Origin of the sequence: Mesorhizobium sp. M1088, assembly GCF_040318575.1 — a bacterium.
Lineage (GTDB): Bacteria > Pseudomonadota > Alphaproteobacteria > Rhizobiales > Rhizobiaceae > Mesorhizobium.
Map to the genome: position 1 here is coordinate 23,894 of NZ_JAMYMO010000032.1, position 19,586 is coordinate 43,479.

18 protein-coding genes and 3 pseudogenes are annotated in these 19,586 nt (G+C 61.3%); 12 read left to right on the forward strand and 9 right to left on the reverse strand.

What is annotated here, in order from left to right; all coding sequences use genetic code 11:
- The first annotated feature begins 23 nt into the window (after nucleotides 1-23).
- The 3 genes from hisD to NKH49_RS26220 all read left to right on the forward strand — a co-directional run bounded on the left by hisD (nucleotide 24) and on the right by NKH49_RS26220 (nucleotide 3,615).
- Nucleotides 24-1,340 (forward strand): histidinol dehydrogenase, encoded by a 1,317-nt coding sequence (gene hisD / locus NKH49_RS26210; RefSeq protein ID WP_352928610.1) that lies wholly within the window; start codon nucleotides 24-26, stop codon nucleotides 1,338-1,340.
- Between the two features lie 53 nt (nucleotides 1,341-1,393).
- Nucleotides 1,394-2,980: a GMC family oxidoreductase gene (locus NKH49_RS26215; protein ID WP_352901182.1), complete on the forward strand. Its 1,587-nt coding sequence runs from the start codon at nucleotides 1,394-1,396 to the stop codon at nucleotides 2,978-2,980.
- A gap of 89 nt (nucleotides 2,981-3,069) precedes the next feature.
- On the forward strand, nucleotides 3,070-3,615 hold the full coding sequence (locus NKH49_RS26220) for a VOC family protein (protein WP_352502284.1): 546 nt from the start codon (nucleotides 3,070-3,072) through the stop codon (nucleotides 3,613-3,615).
- Between the two features lie 242 nt (nucleotides 3,616-3,857).
- On the opposite strand, the gene NKH49_RS26225 is transcribed toward NKH49_RS26220, so the two are convergent.
- The 5 genes and pseudogenes from NKH49_RS26225 to NKH49_RS26245 all read right to left on the reverse strand — a co-directional run.
- Nucleotides 3,858-4,790, reverse strand: a complete 933-nt coding sequence (locus NKH49_RS26225) for a Gfo/Idh/MocA family protein (RefSeq protein ID WP_352928554.1) — start codon at nucleotides 4,788-4,790, stop codon at nucleotides 3,858-3,860.
- A 169-nt stretch (nucleotides 4,791-4,959) separates the two neighbouring features.
- Nucleotides 4,960-5,859: a sugar phosphate isomerase/epimerase family protein gene (locus NKH49_RS26230; RefSeq protein ID WP_352928556.1), complete on the reverse strand. Its 900-nt coding sequence runs from the start codon at nucleotides 5,857-5,859 to the stop codon at nucleotides 4,960-4,962.
- A gap of 147 nt (nucleotides 5,860-6,006) precedes the next feature.
- Nucleotides 6,007-6,819 carry a helix-turn-helix domain-containing protein gene (locus NKH49_RS26235; protein ID WP_352928558.1) on the reverse strand — a complete coding sequence of 271 codons (813 nt, stop codon included), beginning with the start codon at nucleotides 6,817-6,819 and terminating at the stop codon, nucleotides 6,007-6,009.
- Nucleotides 6,820-7,073: 254 nt separating this feature from the next.
- Entirely contained in the window at nucleotides 7,074-7,394 is a 321-nt protein-coding gene (locus tag NKH49_RS26240) for a hypothetical protein (protein WP_352502363.1), read from the reverse strand.
- A 127-nt stretch (nucleotides 7,395-7,521) separates the two neighbouring features.
- Nucleotides 7,522-7,662, reverse strand: a pseudogene (locus NKH49_RS26245) (aminoglycoside phosphotransferase); the annotation flags it as partial.
- Here NKH49_RS26245 and NKH49_RS26250 point away from each other — a divergent pair.
- The 6 genes and pseudogenes from NKH49_RS26250 to NKH49_RS26275 form a co-directional block, all read left to right on the forward strand.
- Nucleotides 7,653-7,829, forward strand: a pseudogene (locus NKH49_RS26250) (IS21 family transposase); the annotation flags it as partial. The pseudogenes NKH49_RS26245 and NKH49_RS26250 overlap by 10 nt on opposite strands.
- Entirely contained in the window at nucleotides 7,819-8,631 is an 813-nt protein-coding gene (gene istB, locus NKH49_RS26255) for an IS21-like element helper ATPase IstB (RefSeq protein WP_352928560.1), read from the forward strand. The pseudogene NKH49_RS26250 and the gene istB, both read left to right, overlap by 11 nt.
- Before the next feature lie 147 nt (nucleotides 8,632-8,778).
- Nucleotides 8,779-9,600 carry an alpha/beta fold hydrolase gene (locus tag NKH49_RS26260; RefSeq protein WP_352928562.1) on the forward strand — a complete coding sequence of 274 codons (822 nt, stop codon included), beginning with the start codon at nucleotides 8,779-8,781 and terminating at the stop codon, nucleotides 9,598-9,600.
- A gap of 64 nt (nucleotides 9,601-9,664) precedes the next feature.
- Nucleotides 9,665-9,970 (forward strand): UBP-type zinc finger domain-containing protein, encoded by a 306-nt coding sequence (locus tag NKH49_RS26265; protein ID WP_352928564.1) that lies wholly within the window; start codon nucleotides 9,665-9,667, stop codon nucleotides 9,968-9,970.
- A 24-nt stretch (nucleotides 9,971-9,994) separates the two neighbouring features.
- The gene (locus NKH49_RS26270; protein WP_352928566.1) at nucleotides 9,995-11,668 is read left to right on the forward strand and encodes an FAD-dependent oxidoreductase; all 1,674 of its coding nucleotides are present in this window, start codon (nucleotides 9,995-9,997) and stop codon (nucleotides 11,666-11,668) included.
- Nucleotides 11,669-11,948: 280 nt separating this feature from the next.
- Nucleotides 11,949-12,512: an HdeD family acid-resistance protein gene (locus NKH49_RS26275; protein ID WP_352928568.1), complete on the forward strand. Its 564-nt coding sequence runs from the start codon at nucleotides 11,949-11,951 to the stop codon at nucleotides 12,510-12,512.
- A gap of 87 nt (nucleotides 12,513-12,599) precedes the next feature.
- Here the strand turns inward: NKH49_RS26275 and NKH49_RS26280 are convergent, their stop codons facing one another.
- From NKH49_RS26280 to NKH49_RS26295, 4 genes are all read right to left on the reverse strand, one after another.
- Entirely contained in the window at nucleotides 12,600-12,968 is a 369-nt protein-coding gene (locus NKH49_RS26280; RefSeq protein ID WP_352608321.1) for a response regulator transcription factor, read from the reverse strand.
- 103 nt (nucleotides 12,969-13,071) lie between these two features.
- Nucleotides 13,072-13,689 carry a response regulator transcription factor gene (locus tag NKH49_RS26285; protein ID WP_352502293.1) on the reverse strand — a complete coding sequence of 206 codons (618 nt, stop codon included), beginning with the start codon at nucleotides 13,687-13,689 and terminating at the stop codon, nucleotides 13,072-13,074.
- Nucleotides 13,686-15,200 (reverse strand): sensor histidine kinase, encoded by a 1,515-nt coding sequence (locus NKH49_RS26290; protein ID WP_352928570.1) that lies wholly within the window; start codon nucleotides 15,198-15,200, stop codon nucleotides 13,686-13,688. The genes NKH49_RS26285 and NKH49_RS26290 overlap by 4 nt, the downstream gene beginning before the upstream one ends.
- Nucleotides 15,201-15,234: 34 nt before the next feature.
- A complete protein-coding gene (locus NKH49_RS26295) occupies nucleotides 15,235-15,939 on the reverse strand; it encodes a YoaK family protein (RefSeq protein WP_352928572.1) in 705 nt (234 codons plus the stop codon).
- 184 nt (nucleotides 15,940-16,123) lie between these two features.
- On the opposite strand from NKH49_RS26295, the gene NKH49_RS26300 reads away from it, so the two are divergent.
- From NKH49_RS26300 to poxB, 3 genes and pseudogenes are all read left to right on the forward strand, one after another.
- The gene (locus NKH49_RS26300; RefSeq protein WP_352928574.1) at nucleotides 16,124-17,173 is read left to right on the forward strand and encodes a cupin domain-containing protein; all 1,050 of its coding nucleotides are present in this window, start codon (nucleotides 16,124-16,126) and stop codon (nucleotides 17,171-17,173) included.
- Between the two features lie 46 nt (nucleotides 17,174-17,219).
- Nucleotides 17,220-17,717, forward strand: coding sequence for a Dps family protein (locus tag NKH49_RS26305; RefSeq protein ID WP_352928576.1), 498 nt, complete (start codon nucleotides 17,220-17,222; stop codon nucleotides 17,715-17,717).
- Nucleotides 17,718-17,820: 103 nt separating this feature from the next.
- Nucleotides 17,821-19,553: pseudogene (gene poxB / locus NKH49_RS26310) on the forward strand (ubiquinone-dependent pyruvate dehydrogenase).
- Nucleotides 19,554-19,586 lie beyond the last annotated feature (33 nt).

Here is a 19,586-nt window from a genome sequence, read left to right on the forward strand (position 1 = left end):
CCAACCGGAAAGACGAGATGACCATGGCACGCCATTTGAAGCGAGCAGACGAGAACTTGCGCCCCGCTGTGTTCGAAGGCGAACTGCGCGCGACGATCGAGGCGATCATCACCGACGTCGCAGAGCATGGTGACGCGGCGGTGCGGGCGCTCTCGGCGAAATTCGACAGCTGGGACCGTGAAGATTTTCGCCTGAGCGAGCAGGAGATCGAGGATTGCCTGTCCCAGCTTTCGATGGGTGAACTCAGCGATATCCGTTTTGCTCAAGCACAGGTGCGCAATTTTGCGGAGAAACAAAGGGCGTGTCTGCTCGACCTTGAGGTCGAAACGCTGCCGGGCGTTTTCCTCGGTCACAAGAACATACCGGTCGAGAATGTTGGCTGCTACGTACCGGGAGGCCGCTACCCATTGCTTGCTTCCGCACATATGTCGATCATCACGGCAAAGGTGGCGGGATGTCCGCGGGTGATCAGTTGCGCGCCGCCCTTTCGAGGCAAGCCGGCGCCGGCGATCGTGGCCGCACAGCATCTGGCGGGCGCCGACGTCATTTATTGTCTGGGTGGCGTGCAAGCCGTTGCGGCGATGGCCCTCGGCACCGAGACGATCGCCTCCGTCGATATGATCGTAGGCCCCGGTAACGCCTTTGTCGCGGAGGCCAAGCGGCAACTCTTCGGGCGGGTCGGCATCGATCTCTTCGCAGGCCCGACCGAGACGCTTTTGATCGCCGACGAAACCGTGGATGGCGAACTTTGCGCGACCGATCTGCTTGGCCAGGCCGAACATGGCGTCGATACCCCGGCGATTCTGATCACGAATTCCGAAAAACTCGCTCGAGACACGCTCAACGAGATCGATCGGTTGCTGGCCATCCTGCCGACGGCGGCGGTCGCGGCCAAGGCGTGGGCCAATCATGGGGAGGTCATTCTGTGCGAGGACGCAGTGGAAATGCTCCAGGTGGCCGACAGGATCGCCAGTGAGCACGTGCAGGTGATGACAAGGGATGACCGCTACTTCCAGGAGAATCTCACCAACTATGGCGCGCTGTTTCTCGGGCCGCGCACGACGGTCGCCTATGGCGACAAGGTGATCGGCACCAACCACACGCTGCCTACGAAGCTTGCGGCGCGCTACACCGGTGGGCTGTGGGTGGGCAAGTTCCTCAAGACCTGCACATTCCAGCGCATCGACACTGACGCTGCTTCCGCGGAAGTCGGAGCCTATTGCTCGCGTCTGTGCATGCTCGAAGGCTTCGTTGGTCACGCGGAACAGGCCAACATCCGTCTTCGGCGCTATGGCGGCTTGAATCTGCCCTATGGGACCGGCGCCCGGCGCTACGCCTAATTCGGAGAGGAAATCCGTTCTCACGCGTGGCGCTACTATTGTTTGGAGGGAGTATGGTCGATTTCATCGTGGTTGGAGGAGGGTCTGCCGGTTGCGTGGTGGCTTCCAGGCTCAGCGAGAATCCCGATGTTTCGGTGCTCTTGCTTGAACAAGGCCCCCGAGACAACAGCCCCTACATCCATATGCCGGTCACCTACTACAAGACCGCACAGGGCAATCTGCTGCAGCGCTTTGAGCAGGTCCGCAGCGAGGCGGACAAGCATCTTGGCGCTCAAACAATGGTCCAGCCCAGGGTTCTTGGTGGAGGCAGTTCCGTCAATGCCATGCTCTACATTCGAGGCGCGCCGGACGACTACGAACGCTGGGTGGAGCAAGGGGCCACGGGTTGGTCCTACAAGGAGGTCTTGCCGTTTTTCAAACGCTCCGAGGACAATGACCGGCTGTCCAACGAAGCTCATGGTGAGGGCGGCCCGCTGGGCGTCTCGGATCCCTGCTATGTCCACCCGCTGAGCCGTTCATGGCTGAAAGCCTGTCAGGAGGCTGGCCTTGCCTTCAATGCGGATTTCAACTCCGGGGAGCAGGCTGGATGTGGTTTCTATCAGCTGACAATTCGCAACGCCCGGCGCTCGAGTGCAGCCGTTGCCTTTCTGAAGCCGGCGCAGAGGCGATCAAATCTGAAGGTGCGAACAGATTGTCGCGTCTTGCGCATCGTCTTCAAACAGGGACGCGCCGTTGGGGTAGAGATAGCCGACGGGCAACGGACGTCGACTATCTATGCCGATCGTGAAGTCATCATATCCGCGGGAGCGATCAACTCACCCCACCTGCTGATGCTTTCCGGCGTCGGTCCCGCCGCGCATTTGCGATCCTGCGGTGTCGACGTGGTGCACGATTTGCCTGGTGTCGGACAAAATCTCTGTGATCATGTCGACATCTATATGACCTATCAACTGTCGGGACCCTACAGCTACGATCGCTACAAAAGCCCTCTGTGGCAGTCTTGGGCAGGCCTGGAGTATCTGCTTTTCCGACGCGGGCCGGTTACGTCGAACGTCATGGATTCGGGGGCGTTCTGGAGCTCGAGCCAATCCACCGATCGGCCGGATATTCAGTACATATTCCTGTGCGGCAGCGGCATAGAATCCGGCGCCCCGGTTCCTGGCGGGTTCGGCTGCACCTTGAACGCGACCCACATCCGACCGAAGTCCAGAGGATGGTTGGGGCTACGAAGTTCCGACCCCGCGCAGCCTCCGCATATCGTGCCCAACTATCTTTCCGAGCCTTCCGATCTCGGTTGCCTGGTCGAGGCAGTTCAACGCGGCCAAGAGATCATGTCCCAGAAGGCGCTCTCAAAATACATCGAACGTGAGCATATGCCGGGCAAGCAACTTATGACGAAAGCCGATTACGAGCAGTACATACGGCAGTATGCGCAGTCGTCCTTGCATCCCAGCGGCACCTGCAGAATGGGGACCGACGACCTCGCCGTCCTGGATCCGGAACTACGCGTCCGCGGCCTCGACGGCCTGCGCGTCATCGACGCTTCAGCGATGCCGTCCGTGGTGTCGGGCAACACGAATGCTCCGACAATAATGATCGGGGAACGAGGGGCGGACTTTATCTTGCGCTCATTGACCTGACACGCCGGTTGCTGCGCCTTTCTGCCACCATTCCATGAAGGCGGCGCGCCGGGAAACTTGATCTTTCGGATTCAAAAAAGGAGACAGACATGAACAATCAGACGAAGGGCCTCCCTGGACTGGCAGGGATCGATCACGCCGGTTTGGTGGTGCCGAACATGCAAGAGGCGATCGCCTTCTTTCGAGACATCATCGGATGCGAATTCATCTACTCCGGCGGATCGTTGAAGGACGACACCGGGAATTTCATGCAAGACAAAATGAATATCCACCCGCGCGCACACATGAAAGAGGTCGTCTTCATGCGCTGTGGCAATGGGAGCAACATTGAACTTTTCGATTTCGAGGCCCCTGATCAAAAGACAGTATTCCCCCGAAACAGCGACATTGGCGGCTATCATCTGTGCTTTTATGTGGATGATATCAACGCAGCCAGCGAACATCTCCGCAGCCATGGGGTTAAAGTCTACGACAAACCGGAGTTCGAAAAACACGGTCCCGGAGCGGGCGAGTCGTGGGTCTATTTCGAAGCGCCATGGGGCCTTCAAATGGAACTTATCAGCTATCCATCCGGCAAGGCCTATGAGGCAAATGCAGGAATGCGGCTGTGGAACCCGACACAATCTAGCCACTAGGTCCACCGCTATCTATCCGCCACCCCGATCCAAATCGGGTTCGATTGCCTCCCAAGGCGAAGTGCGCTCCGTAGTCCGGACAGCCCGGCTGCGGGGCGCATTTGTGTGTGCAGATGGGCGGGCGCAGAAGAACTGGGCGGCGACGAGTGCCCTCCGACTTGTCCACAAAGTACTCCACGACCCAATCGCGGATTCAGTCAGTCAGATGGCTTGGGTTGGGCGCACCCGAGCAAGTGTCGCCTTCAGACAAACGGGTCCGCGTCGACCCGTCGCCCCAGCATGAAGCAGTCGGAGACCAGTTGTAGCGGCGTTGAATCTACATCCGATTTCCCGGACTTCAACAGCTCGGCGAAATGGGCATAGATGCCTTCGTATTCCTGGGACGATGAACCGGCGAGAGTAACCTCGCCATTAACACGGAGTTGCGTCCCGCCGTTGCTCAGCTGAAGAGTCGTGCCTTCGTTGGTTTCGACGTCTATGTCCCAGGATGGTTCACCGGTTTGTTGCCAGTCGAGTTCGGCGGTCAAATCGGCGTCAATCCCAATGGGCGACTTGAAGCGAATGGAGGCAGCAATGGGTGTTGCCTTGTTCGACGGGATCATCAGGAGCGCATCGGCTACAAGGATCGGAACCGGCATGATTTTCGAGATGATGGAGAATGCGTTGATGCCAGGATCAAACACGCCGAACCCGCCTGGCTCCCAGATCCATTCTTGACCAGGGTGCCAGTAGCGGACGTCCTCCTTCCACGACACATGCAGACGGCGGACCGTCAAACCAGCAAGGAGGTGTTTTGCCTCGTCGACCGCCGCGTTGTGTTGCGAATGCCATGCTGTGAAGACAATGCGTTTGTGGGCGGCAGCATGGGCCAGCAGTGCCTCCAGTTCACCGATTGTCGATGTCGGCGGCCTCTCGAGAAGAAGGTGAAATCCGGCGTCGATTGCTCGGTGTGCGATATCGAAGCGCGGTTTCGGAGGCATACACAGCGTGACGGCATCGAGTTTGATCCCGCTTGCGACGAGTTCCGAAAAAGTCTTGAAGGTTTTCACATTTCCGTAAGAGCCGCGCGAACTGACTACCGCTGCGAGGTTGAAGTCAGCGTTCTTGGCAGCTACCGGCAGATGCTGATCCTGTGCGATCTTGCCCAGGCCTACAACGCAAATTTGAATTGTCACAAATCCTCCTTCCAAATGGCCGAGTTTTTCGTCGCCATCGTTTGCACCGCTGTTAAGGAATGCCAGATTGGAGCCTGATTGGCTCGCTCTTGCCGTTTCAACGAAACACCTCGTCCAGTCAGTGAGTGGGCGTGGCGTCGGGTCGAACCCGTCGAGCCTTTTCTCAAGCTCAGACCGCCAGACCTGCGGCCAGAAGCACGTTTCGTGTCGATTCCGCAGACTTGCGCGCCACGTCCTCGACGCTCATTGACGTGAGCGTAGGCGAAAACACCTCGGGTCCGACCTGGTTGAGGCCGCCTGTGTCCGCCAGGATTCGCAGGATTTCGGCATTCGGGAATTCACCGTCGCCAGGAAACTGGCGGTCGTAGCAATTGTCTTTGATCGTCACCCCCTTCGGCAGCGCCAGAGGGCCATCGTTGACCTGCACGCAATGGATCATGTCGCCGGGGATCGTCTTGAGGAGCCCAATGTCGGAGCCTCCGCGCACGAAATGCCAGACGTCGAACACCAGCCCGCCATTCGACGCGCCGGAATCACGGACGACATTCCATGCCATTTCCAGCGTTGGAACGCCCCACAGCGGGATGAATTCGAGATCACACTTCAGGCCATGCGCAGCCGCGCGGGCGCAGATCGCCACATAGTGCTCCGTGATCTCGTCTGTCGACATTGCATTCAACGGAAAGGTGGCGTTCAGGCTCGCATGGGTGCAGCCGAGCGCGTCGGTCAGGCGAAAAAACTGGTCCGGTGGCGTGTTAACTGTGGCGATGTAGGCCTCGTCCATATTATCCGGGCGCCAGATCCGCGGCCAGGTGTTCAACGGGTCGAGCCGGGTGATGCGCACACCATGATCCGCGGCCTCCGCGACGATGTCCGATGCCGGTTTGCCGCCCTGGATCAGTCTCTCGACGTCACGCGGCATGAGCGACAGCTCCTTGAAGCCGGCAAGTTGCGTCGCCCGGAATTTGTCCGTTAAAGACAGATGCGCTACGTTCGAGAACGGCATCATGTAGGAATTGACGGTTCTCGACATATGCGGCTCCGGCACGTCTGCGATGGTGCTTACCATCTGCACCCACCAACTGGCGTGGACGCGCGCGGCTGACAGGCATCGACGGCAGCTGACTTCACCCGCAAGCAGCGCTCAGCGCAATTTCGCAGGCGGCATGACACTTGAGCACTCTGACGCACTTCGCTTGAGCGGTGACGGTCAATCTCAAATGGAGTCTATCGTCGACGTTCCGGATGTAAGATAGGTGATCACTTCCTTGGGTATCGAAGCGTCGCTCGGTGAAAGCACCGTGGCACGGCGCAGGTCGCCTTTCCGAGTCTTCCGGTCTCCCACAAAATGCATGGCCACCTTTTGCGCAACCGGCTGTCGCACCATGCTCGCCGCGATTCCGCTGGTTACCCCGAACATGAACTTCTTCGAATTTCGGTCGATTGAGGCGAGATTGCTGAATGTCATCTCGTTACGTTGGATGGTCTCGAAATCGATTGAGAACAGGCGATTGGAAATATAGAAACTGAATCCGTGGTATTTGAAAATATAGTCAATCTTATTAGAGCCATCGAGGTTCGGGAACCGTTCAACGTAGCTATGCATCAATATCCCGTCTTTCGAATAGAGATAAAATATTGACCTGAGTATCTGACCTTTGTAGATGGAGGAGTAGTGGTAGCGTTCGTAGGCCCCAAGAAAATCTGCCGCGTCTGTCGCATTCGCGGACAGTATTTCCGTGATAAACATCATCATCTTAGGCGATTTTTGTATCCGCTTGAACAGATGGAAGTGGTTTCCCTCGACAAGCGATTGGAAGTCATGCGGATTGTATGTCAGGACATCGACGCTCAATCCGAAGAAATTCGCGATCAAGCGGAGATTCTTCTGCGACGGCGCGTGAGTTCCGGCGAGATACTTATTGAATTGCTGACGATTGATGCCCAACTTTCGGCATGCTTCCGATACGGTGCCGTGCTGCTCGCATAGAGTTTTAAGATTATCGGCTAGGTTCGCCTGCTGGTTCATCGCGGTTCTCCTGCTGCGCTCTGCGCTGAGCGTTGGCAGCGATATGGCCTCTATTTTGAAGCTTGGTTGCCGCGAATTGACGCTAGATTACACCGCAGTCGCGTCAGTTTGAATAGCGCACGGTTAGTTGGTGTGACAAAAAGTGGAGGTCGTGTATCACGTCCCGTGTGGCCTCCCGCAGCCTGTGTCGTCCGTGACCTCGCCATTCCATTCGCCGCCGACAACGTCGGACTCGGCGGTGGTGATGGGGCAATCTACCCGTTTTGAGTGTCGGATAATCTGCAGTCTGGAATTGTCAGCGCATATCCAGATCCAGCGTGCTGATCGCGACCAGCCGGGTCGTAGACGATGTCGGTGCGGCCCACTGGTCCGCGAATGTTTCCCTCCAGGAAATGGTCGAAGTTTGGATCAGCGAGCAGCATGGTAACCTGTTCGGCGATGTAGGCCCGGATCTCCGGCTCGCCGTTTGCGATTTCCTCGACGATCTCCTCCCGCCCGTCGACCAAAAGCAGAATGTCCTCGGCATCGCGGCTGGCGATGAGATCGCCTTGGCCGCGTCCGCGGTATGCCTCCAACTTGGTCGCGACAAACAGCTGCGGCTCGGCATGCCGCTAGCAACCGCAGTCCTCGAGTCTCGTCCTCAGTCCCGGGACAGTGGACAAGCGCGGATCGATCCCGCGCACCACAACGGGTTAATACTCCGAGGTGCTGGAGGAGCCCGGTCTCCAAAGCCAGATCAGCGTCGCTCCGCGTGCCAAGGCGGGCGGCTGCAAACCACCCACCGACTTGCACGCTCCAACCCTCATTGGCGACTCCGCCAGTGAGCCGCTCCAGGCGTCCCAACCAAGACGCACGTGTTGAACCTGCTGCACCGCCTGGTTGACCGCAAAGCCATCACGCCGCCGACCATCGATGCGCCCCAAGCCCTGATGCTGACCAATGAGCCAAAGGTCAATGTCGAGCGCTATGACGCTCTGCGCAAAGCCTCGGAGGCCCGCCATGCACCATAACCCCGCCGCCGGCGCGATCATCATCATGCTCAAGAGCCTCAAGATGCACGGCATGGCCCAGGCCGTAGGCGAGTTGACCGAGCAAGGTGCTCCGGCCTTCGAGGCTGCCATCCCGATCCTGTCGCAACTGCTCAAGGCCGAGACGGCGGAGCGTGAGGTTCGATCGACAGCCTACCAGCTCAAGACCGCCCGCTTCCCGACCTATCGCGACCTCAATGGCTTCGACTTCTCCAGCAGCGAGATCAATGAGACCCTGGTGCGCCAGCTTCATCGCTGCGACTTCCTCAAGGAAGCCAATGACATCGTTCTGGTCGGTGGCCCTGGTACCGGCAAGACCCATGTCGCCACCGCCATCGGGGTGCAGGCCATCGAGCATCATCAGAAACGCGTCCGCTTCTTCTCGACCGTCGAGCTGGTCAATGCGCTCGAGCAGGAGAAAATGCAGGGGCGAGCTGGTCAGATTGCCGGCCGCCTGGCTCACTGTGATCTGGTCATCCTCGATGAGCTCGGCTACCTGCCGTTCAGTGCCTCAGGCGGCGCCTTGCTCTTCCACCTGCTCAGCAGGGTTTACGAGCATACCAGCGTGGTCATCACCACCAATCTCAGCTTCAGTGAATGGGCCAGCGTCTTCAGCGATGCCAAGATGACGACGGCGCTGCTCGACCGGCTCACCCATCATTGCCACATCCTCGAGACCGGAAACGACAGCTTCCGCTTCAAGAACAGCTCGGCCCATGCGCCGCCAAAACCGAAGGAGAAACCCAGACCCTTGACCACCACATTTGACCAAGAACCCAATTAAGAGGCGGGTCACTTCTCGGCGGAAATCAACAGGCATACACAAGTATGATGCCACGAACCACTCGTAGAATGGTGCCAAATCATCGTCTGGCCGATGCTCTCCCTATCAACCGGCCGCACCGGCGGGTTCGCGACAGTGGAGAGCAAAATGAGCATTTTTCAGGTCACCGACGGCACGGCAATTTCCTACACCGACTGGGGCACGGGTCAGCCGATCCTGTTCTCGCATGGCTGGCCGCTGGCCGGCGACGCGTGGGCGCCGCAAATGCTGTTCTTTGCTTCGCAGGGCTACCGCGTGATCGCCCATGACCGCCGCGGCCACGGCAAATCGGGCCAGCCATGGGCCGGAAACAACATGGACCAGTATGCCGACGATCTGGCCGAGCTGATCGAGGCGCTCGATCTCAAGGACGTGATCATGGTCGGGCACTCGACCGGCGGCGGCGAGATCGCCCATTACGTTGGCCGGCACGGCACGGCACGGGTCGCCAAGATGGTGCTGGTTGGTGCCGTGCCGCCCTTGATGCTCAAGACCGAAGCCAATCCCGAGGGTACGCCGATTGAGGCGTTCGACGGACTCCGCAAGGGAACGGCCACCGACCGGTCGCAGTTCTTCAAGGACCTGTCGATGCCGTTCTACGGCTTCAACAAGGAAGACGCCAAGGTCAACCAGGGTCTGCGCGACACCTTCTGGCGGCTGGGCATGCAGGGCAGCATCAAGGCCGAGTATGACTGCATCCGCGAATTCTCCGAGGTCGACTACGCCGAGGACCTCAAGAAGATCGACAAGCCCACGCTGGTCGTACACGGCGATGCTGACCAGATCGTGCCGATTGCAGCGGCCGGCCTCAAGACGGCCAAGATCGTCAAAGGCGCCGAGCTCAAGATCTATCCCGGCGCGCCGCATGGTCTGGCCGAAACGGAGGCCGAAAAATTCAATGCTGACGTGCTCGCCTTCATCAGGGCCTGATCAGCGCCCGGGGCCACGCAGCCGCTGTGTGGCCCACTTTCTTTCGGCCCCAGGAGAGACTCCCATGTCCAGCCATTGCACGCATGTACAGACCATACGCGAGGTGACACCCGGTAGCCGCGGCTGCGAGGAGTGTCTTAGGACCGGGCAGCGCTGGCTGCACCTGCGCATCTGTCGCACCTGCGGCCATGTCGGTTGCTGCGATCAGTCGCCCGGACGCCATGCCACCGCCCATTTCCACCATACCGGTCACCCGATCATCGAAGGCTATGATCCGCCCGAGGGCTGGGGCTGGTGCTATGTCGACGAGATGATGATCGATCTGCCTTCCCAGACGCCGCAGCTGGGGCCAATCCCCCGCTACTACTGAATTATTGCCAGGAGGGTTTGGGCCATGGCTACCAGCGAGACCACTGAGGATCGACGCTTTCCCACCCTGACGGCTGATCAACTCGCTGTGGTCGAGCGGCGGAGCGGCGGTGCCCCGGCAACATTGACGCCAGGTGCCCTGGCCTATGCAGTGGGCGCGACAGACGCGCCTGCCTGGTTCATCGTCGCCGGCACGATGGACATTTTTTCGCATGCGGGCCTCGACCATGAGCGCCTGATCCAGACGCTTGGCCCCGGGCAGTTCAGCGGGGAAATCAATCAGCTGACGGGGCAGCCGACGCTGGCCGGCGGCCGCGCCGGTGCGCAGGGGTGTCAGGCGGTGCTATTGACGGCGGCGCAGGTGCGGGAGCTGGTGATCGGTTCGGCCGATATTGGCGAAATGGTGATGCGTGCGTTCATGCTTCGGCGGGCTGCGCTGATCGACGCCGGCAGCGGGGGACCGATCCTCATCGGTGACCCCAATAGTCCGGACATGGTGCGCCTGCGTGGCTTTCTGGCCCGCAATGGCTTTCCCCATGTCGTGCTGGACGTATCAGTTGATGAGAGGGCTCGGGCCTTCGTTGCGCAGATGCAGCCCGGCGGGGCCACTCTGCCGCTGGTGGTCTGCGCCGACGGCAGCACGCTGCGCTGTCCGGACGACGCTGCGCTGGCGCATTGCATCGGCATATCGCCAACCATCGACACGGACGTCGTCTATGACACGGCCATCATCGGTGCTGGTCCCTCGGGACTGGCGGCGGCGGTCTATGCCGCGTCAGAAGGGCTCAGCGTAGTCGTGCTGGAGGCCAATGCCATTGGTGGGCAGGCCGGCGCATCGGCCCGAATCGAAAACTATCTCGGCTTTCCCAGTGGCATTTCCGGCCAGGCGCTGGCCGGGCGCGCCTTCAGCCAGGCGCTCAAATTTGGCACGAAAATAGCGCTGGCGCAGTCGGTGACCGCCCTGAAGTCTCTGACGGATGAGCGCCTGACCGCCCTGACGTTGTCTGACGGGCAGGTCATCCGGGCCCGGACCACGGTGGTGGCCTCCGGGGCGCGCTATCGCCATCCACCGCTTGCCAATCTCAAGACCTTTGAGGGGCGCGGCATCGCCTACTGGGCGTCCCCCATTGAAGCCAGGCTGTGCGAGGGCGAGGAGATTGCGCTGGTTGGCGGCGGCAATTCCGCTGGCCAGGCTGTGGCCTTTCTGGCGCCGCGGGTGAAAAAGCTGCATCTGGTGATCCGCCGGCCCGATCTGACGGCCACCATGTCGCGCTATCTGATCGACCGCATCGCATCGCTGCCCAATGTGGTGCTGCATGCCAGCTCCGAGGTGTCGGCGCTGGAGGGCGATGAGGTCGCCGGGCTCGATGCAGTGGTCCTGCGCCATCGGAAGAGTGGGCAGGACAGCAGGCTGGCGCTGCGACACCTGTTCCTGTTCATCGGCGCCGATCCCAACACTAGCTGGATGGACGGCTGTGTCGAAACGGACAGCCACGGGTTCATTGTGACGGGTGCGGGTATGGCTGCCATCCCGCCGCCGGCCGGTCGTTTGCCGCTGGAGACCTCCATGTCGGCCGTGTTTGCCATAGGCGACGTGCGGGCAGGCTCCACCAAGCGCATTGCTGCGGCGGTCGGCGAAGGGGCTGCCGTAATCTCCCAGATCCATGCCGCGCTGGCTGCCCGCTCTTCTGCCCCTTGATGGGTCAAAAGCCGTCCGGCCTAACCGATGCTCGGCAGGCCTTGCGGCCGGGCGACCTCCTGCCACGGCGGGCGACCCATACCTGCGTATGAGGCAATCAAACCAAGACACGTCCGGGCCGCCTACACGTACGACAGACCCCACGACGGTGCCCATGCGATCCTTGTAGTCATCGAGAGGACGGTATGTCGAGGCGGAGTTCATCGCCGCCGACGCGGGCTGATCGCGGGTACGCATTGCACCAGACCGTCCCTCCAACCCTTGAAGACAGGAGATGAAAATGGACGACATATCCACCTCAACCGCCAGCAGCATTGTTTCCGACAAACCCCGCAACGGCCGGATCTGGCTGGCTATGCTGGGCTTGGCCCTGCTCGTCGCCGGTCTGCTGGCCAGCGCAAGCCTGATGCTCGCAACCGTCTTTTCGATCATCTATATTGCCGCAATGATGATCATTGCCGGTCTTGCGCAGGTGGGCTTTGCCTTCACCGCCCCGGGCTGGCAGGCCAAGATCCTTTGGACGTTTGGCGGCGTGCTCTACACCGTCGCGGGCGTTTTGGCATTTACCAACCCGCTGCTGGCCAGTGCCGGGTTGACATTGCTGATCGGCGTATTGCTGGTGATTGGCGGCGCGTCCCGCATCGGCTCGGCCGCGCTTGAACACAAGGGCAGTCCTTCCTGGTCGCTCGCTGCCGTGGGAACGGTGACCGCCTTGGCTGGTCTGGCGGTCCTTCTGGCATGGCCCGGGGTCAGCCTGTGGCTTCTGGGCGCCATCCTGAGTGTGGACCTGATCTTCCAAGGGCTCAGCACGCTGGGCATGGCCTGGGCGCTACGCCAGCGCTAGGCAAGTGCTGCCAGTATCGCAGAAAGGGTCGCCCCGTGTCGGGCGGCCATTTTTGCATGTGGAACACGCGTCAGAGGGAAGCCGACCTCACGCCGCAAGGGCGGTTTCGATGCAGTCGATCAGCATCTGGCTCTCGAAGGGCTTGCCCAGGAAGCCAATGGCGCCGGCGGCCATGACCCGTTCGCGGATACGCTCGTCGGGGAAGGCCGTTATGAAGATGACAGGCGTTGCATTGCCCCGGTCGCGCAGGATCTGGGATAGTTCCACGCCGCCGATCCCATCCATCTGGACATCAGTTATCAGGCAGTTGACATCGGACGTGCCGAGCGCGGCAAGATAGTCCTCTGCCGAGGCAAAGGTGGTGGCGTGCATGCCTAGCGAGCGGATCAGGCTGGATGTCGCCTGACGCACCGAAGGGTCATCGTCGACAATGGCAATGGTCTTGACGTGTGACATTGAAATTCCTCGCGCAGCATACTCGAGCGCGCTGCGCCAATGCCATGCAAATGCGCCCACCGGGGCACCAATTCAATCATACACAGGTTTAGTGTCGTCGGCGCTACCCTGACGGGCGCAGGGCCTCGCCCATCTTGACCAGCTCGGCAAGCGAACGCGCGGCCATCTTTTCCATGACATGACCCCGGTGGATCTTGACGGTAATCTCACTGACGCCCAGTTCGCCGGCGACCTGCTTGTTCATCAGGCCGGTGGTGACCAGATCCATCACCTCGCGCTCGCGCGGGGTCAGGGTGGCATGGCGCGCCCGGAGGGAGGCCAGTTGGGCATCGCCGGCACGGCGCTCACGATCAAGCGCCAGGGCCGCCGAAACTGCATCGAGCATGTCCTGATCGCGGAAGGGCTTGGTCAGGAAGTCGAGGGCGCCCGCTTTCATTGCCTTGACCGACATGGGAACGTCGCCATGGCCGGTCATGAACACGATAGGGATGGCGTTGCCCATCTGGGCCAGCTGGGTCTGGAACTCGAGGCCACTGACGCCGGGCAGGCGGATATCGAGCACCAGGCAGCTTTCCGAGATGACCGGGCCCCGTGCCAGGAAGTCGTTTGGCGAGGCAAACTGCTCTACCCGCATGCCCACCGAGCGGAACAGGCTATCGAGGGCATCGCGGAGCGAGGCGTCATCATCAACGACGAAGACCGTGGGTGCGACAGCCGTCATGGTTGTGTCTCCGTATGTGCAGGTAGATTGAACTCGAACGCAGCGCCGCCCTCTGCAAGCAAGTGGGCCCGCAGGGTGCCGCCATGGGCCTCCACGATCGAGCGGCAGATCGCCAAGCCCATGCCCATGCCTTCGTCCTTGGTGGTGAAAAAGGGCGTGAAGAGCTTTGCGGCGGCATCGCTGCTGAACCCCGGGCCGGTGTCGGTGATTTCAACGGACAATCCAGTGTCCGTGGGTCTCGAACGGATGGTCAGATCGCGCTGGGTGGTGCCTGTCGCGGCCATGGCCTGGATGGCGTTGACGATCAGGTTGATCAGCACCTGCTGCAATTGCACGCGATCGCCCAACGCCGGTGGCAACCCATCCGCCAAGGCCAACTTGAGGCTGACCTGGTGGCCGGCGATCTCGCGCTGCACCACTCCCAGCGTGTCGTGCACCAGCTCGTTGACATCGACCGGCGCGGCCTGTGGCACGGCTTTGCTCGCGAGCGCGCGCAGACGCTTGATCACTTCGCTGGCGCGGCGCGCATCGGCGATCATGCGTTCGATGGCGGCGGAAACCTCGGCAAGATCAGGCTCGGGCCGCCGCAGCCAGCGCAGTCCGGCTTCGCCATTGGTCACCACGCCCGCCAGCGGCTGGTTCACCTCATGGGCAATCGAAACGGTCAGTTCGCCCAGGGTCGCCACGCGCGACACGTGCGCCAGCTCGGCCTGCGCCTGGTGCAGATCGTTCTCGGCCTGATGCCTGGCTGTGACGTCCATGAAGCTGACCAATACCCTGTCGAGCGCCGGACGGTCTGTTGGCATGGCCACGGTATACAGAACATTGAGCCGCTTGCCGTCGACGGTATCGAACACGCTTTCGGTCTCGAAACTGGATTGTTCCGACCAGATGGCCTCGAGAAGTCGCCAGGTCGATGGCGCTATCTCGGGCGGAATCAGCGACGGCAGGCGCTGGGCAAATACTGCCAGGGTGGGGGCGCGGAACATGGTCAGCGTCCGGTCGTTGGCATTGATCAGCCGCATCAGGCCAGTGACCTCGCCAATTAGATCGGGCCTTTCGCGCGCGATGGCCGCGACGCTGGTGAAGCCTTCGGCCCGCAGGGCCTCCAGTCGCGCCTTGAGGGGCGAAAAGTCCATCTCGAGAATGGCCACGCCGGCCGCCCGGAAGATCGAGCGATAGCGCTGTTCGCTGTCGGCGATCACCGTGATGGTCGAGGCCAGCCGCAGCGCCAGAAAGGTTGTGACGCCGATGGCCGCCAGGCTGAACAGCCCACGTGCTGTGGCGCCGGCCTCGAAATCGGCACTGTGGGTAATGGCAAAGCTGAGGATGGTCAGGCCCATGCAGCCGGCTCCGACCAGCAGGGTACCGCGCCGGTTGGTGAAGTTGAGCGACAGCAGGACGACGGCCACATAGAGCACGGCGACGGCGATATTGAGCGGTGTCAGCGTATCGAAGATGAAGATGCCTGTGGCCAGAACGATAGCCGCGAGAAAGGCATAGCGTGACATGGTGCCCCCAGCCGGAACATATGGCCGAGACATATCATAGGCTTCCGGCGTGGGGACGCGTTTTTGCGGTGACCACAAGAATTTCGCGGGCCACCAGCGCGCAGAGCGCCAGAGCCGCAAGGCCAAGGCAGGCGAGACCAGCGACGCGATGGGCGAGAGCGCCTGCGATGATGCCGGCGAGAAATGCCAGCATCACACTGCCGGTCTGCAGCAGCCTGACTGTGGGCCGGCGGCTGCGGCAGCTGTCGACAAGCTCAATCGCCATCTGGGTGGTATTGCTGGTCATGACATTGGTAGAGGCCGAGCTGGGGAGCAGCAGGCGCACGGTCGCGCTCTGGAGGCCCATCGCCGCCAGACCAAACAGGGCCGGCCCGGCCGTGATGGGGTCCGCGCCGTCGTGCAGGCTCGCAATGGTGAGGCCGCACAGGAGCGCGGCCTCAAGGCCGAGCGAGCCGACCATCGCCAGGTGCTGACGCGGTCCGGATAGTCGAACGATGGCGGTGGTCATCATGCCAGCGAGGAGGAAAACGGGGATGGCGAGCACCTTGACGCCCAGACCGTCACCGTCGCCGAAGAGGCCTGATCCAGCCACGACGTAGCTGCCTGTCACCTGGGCGACGAAGAAGCCCGCGAATGCCAGAAAGGTGCAGACATCGACATAGCCGGCGACGAGCGCCAGCATCACCGATAGTCCCGTGTCGCTGCGTTGCGCAGCGCTGGCGTCGTTCTTGGTCAGCATCAACATGCTCCTGGGCGCGCGCAGCGCCCCGCTCGGAAATAGCTGGCCAGAACCTAGCCGCAGCGACCGCAAGCCGTCGCCCTATACGCACGTATGAGCCGGCCAAACCAGGGTCCGATAGTGCGCTGAGTGGGGCCGCCGTAATTTGTGGCCATCGGGTTTGAAACCAGGAGGGGATGAGACGATGACCATGACCAAGAGCACCAGCCGCCACGTTGCAACACTATCGGGCCAGCCACGGTTCGACGGCCCGATGGGTTCGATAACCCATGTAGATGCAGGCGATTTGCCGATCATGCGAGGCCTGTCGATCCGTGGGTTGCGCCTGGCTCCAAACGGGGTGCGCGAGCCGCACTGGCACGCCAATGCGCACGAATTGGGTTATTGCCTGCGCGGCGAGGCACTCATCACCATCGCCGCCAACCACGCCCAGCGTGAGAGTTTTGTGGTTGGCCAGGGCGAGATGTTCTTCGTGCCCAGCGGGGCGATGCACAGTATCGAAAACATCGGCAGCGAACCTGCCGAGTTCGTCCTCGCTTTTTCCCATGAACATCCCGAAGACTTCGGCCTAAAGGCCGCCTTCGGCGCCATGAGCAATGCGGTTCTGGGCAATACCTATGACCTGCCCAGCGCTGCCTTCGAGGACTTTGATCGCCAGCAGGCTGACCTTGAGATCGTTGCTGTGCAGGGCCACACCCTGGTCGAGGGCCAGGCGCGCCATGTCAATGCTTACAAGTATAGCGTTGAGGCCACGCCGCCGCAGATCGATTTCCCGGCCGGCACCGCCCACACGACCAAGGCCGCCCTCTGGCCAGCGCTGCGCGACATTGCCATGTTCTCGGTACGGATAACCGATCGGGGCGCGCGCGAGCCGCACTGGCATCCTGAGACCGCCGAAATGGGTTATGTCGCGGCGGGCACCGCCCGCATGACCATTCTGGATCCGGATGGAAAGATCGATACCTACACGGTGACGCAGGGCGACGTGTATTTCATCCCGCCGGCCTATCCCCACCACATCGAAAATATCGGAGCGGGCACGTTCCACGCCCTGATCTTCTTTGACCAGGTATCGCCCGGGGACGTCGGCTACCGGTCGCTGATCAATGTGTTTCCGCGCAGCGTGCTGGCGCAGTCCTTTGGCATTGCGGAAGACCAGTTGCCGCATTTTCCCTTCACAGAGATCGACCCGCTCCTCGTGCCGCGCACCAATCCCATCGACCCCGTGATCTAGCCGCCGTTCCCCTTTCAAACGCCTACCCAACCAGAAGGAATTCAACATGAGCAACCTGACCGCACCCCTGCTTACCCCCACCGACCTGGGCAATGACGCCAGCCATGATATTTCGGCCGCCCTGACGGCCCTGCTGGCCGATACGTTCGCGCTCTATCTCAAGACCAAGAACTTCCATTGGCATATGTCTGGGCCACATTTCCGCGATTATCACCTGATGCTCGACGAGCAGGGCGACCAAATCTTTGCCATGACCGATGTGATCGCTGAGCGGGCCCGCAAGCTCGGTGGCACCACCCTGCGTTCGATCGGCCAGATTGCCCGCACACAGCGTATTGCCGACAATGATGCCGCCTTCGTTACCCCCGGCGACATGCTGGCCGAACTGGCCAGCGACAACCAGCAGCTGCTCGTGATCTTGCGGGCCTGCCACGGTGCTGCCGATGAGTACAACGATGTTGCGACCACCAGCCTGATCGAAGTTTGGATCGACGAAACCGAGCGCCGCGTGTGGTTCCTCTACGAATCCAACCGTCGCGCCTGACTTTGCACGGTGGTGCCGGCCAGTCCGGCGCCACTGCCCCTTGAGGGCCTGACCTTTCACCACGCCGCCGCTATGCGCGGCCACCGAGCCGGAACGATTTGCCATGAGCAGGAATGTTGCTGAACTGATGGTCGAGACACTGGCCGCCGCCGGCGTGAAACGGATCTATGGCGTGGTTGGCGACAGTCTGAACGGGTTTACCGATGCCTTGCGGACCCATGACGAGATCGAATGGATCCACGTTCGGCATGAAGAGGTTGCCGCCTTTGCCTCCGCAGGGGAGTCCCAGGTTACCGGGGAACTCGCAGTGTGTGCGGGGTCATGCGGCCCGGGCAATCTGCATCTGATCAATGGTCTGTTTGATGCCCATCGCAGCCGCACGCCGGTACTCGCGATCGCGGCGCAGATTCCGACCACTGAAATCGGTAGCGGCTATTTCCAGGAAACACATCCGCAGAACCTTTTCGCCGAATGCAGCCACTATTGCGAACTGGTGTCTGATCCGAGCCAGCTGCCATATGTGCTCGAAAAAGCCATTCGCGCTGCCGTGGGCATGCGCGGCGTTGCCGTCGTGGTCATTCCCGGCGACGTCGCCCTGCGCGACGCCCCGGCTCGCGCTGTCGCCAGCCGGCAAAGTCTGCTGCCGTCTCTGCCCCAGGTTTACCCCGCCGATGCCGACATCGAGGCGCTGGCGCAACTGATCGGCGAGGCGCGCAAGGTGACACTGTTCGGCGGTCGCGGTTGTGCCGGCGCCCATGCGCCGCTGATGGCGCTGGCCGAGGCCCTGAAAGCGCCAATCGTCCATGCCCTGGGCGGCAAGGAATATGTCGAATACGACAATCCCCATGACGTGGGAATGACCGGGTTCATCGGCTTTGCCTCGGGCTATGAGGCCATGCACGATTGCGACCTGCTGGTCATGCTGGGGACCGACTTCCCCTACAAGCAATTCCTGCCGTCTACATGCAAAATAGCCCAGGTCGATATTCGACCCGAGAACCTGGGGCGCCGGGTACGTCTCGACGTCGGCGTGGTCGGCGATGTGGGGCTGACGATTGCCGCGCTCTTGCCCCATGTGCCGGCGCGCACAGACCGGGCCCATCTGGATAAATCGCTCAAGCGCTACGCCGCTTCACGCAAGGGGCTCGATGATCTGGCCGCGGGCACCGCAGGGCGCGGGCCGATCCATCCGCAATATTGACCAAGGTGGTCAGTGACCTGGCAGCCGAGGATGCCGTGTTCACCTTCGATGTCGGCACGCCCACCATCTGGGCGGCCCGCTATCTCGAGATGAATGGCCGGCGCCGGCTGGTAGGTTCGCTGGCACATGGTTCGATGGCCAATGCCATGCCGCAAGCCATCGGCATCCAGGCGGCGCAGCCCGGCCGCCAGGTGGTCGCGCTCGCCGGCGACGGTGGCTTCTCGATGCTGATGGGCGACCTGATCACGCTGCGCCAGCAGAATCTGCCGGTCAAGATCATCATCCTCGACAATGGCGTACTGGGCTTTGTCGCCATGGAAATGAAAGCGGGCGGGTTTCTCGAAACCGGTGTGTCGCTGGATAATCCCGACTTTGCCGCCATGGCACGGGCCATGGGCATCCATGCCATCCGCGTCGAGGATTCGGGCGAGTTGCCCGGTGCAGTCGCCGACATTCTGGCCCATGACGGACCGGCCCTGCTTGATGTCGTCAGCGCCACCCAGGAGCTGTCCATGCCGCCCACGATCACCAGCGCCGAAATGAAGGGCTTCGGCCTGTGGATGATCCGCGCCGTGATGAGCGGTCGCGGCGATGAGGTGATCGATCTCGCCGCCACCAATCTGCTGCCCCGCTAGGATATGACCGAAATGACCTCTTCTGAAGAGAAG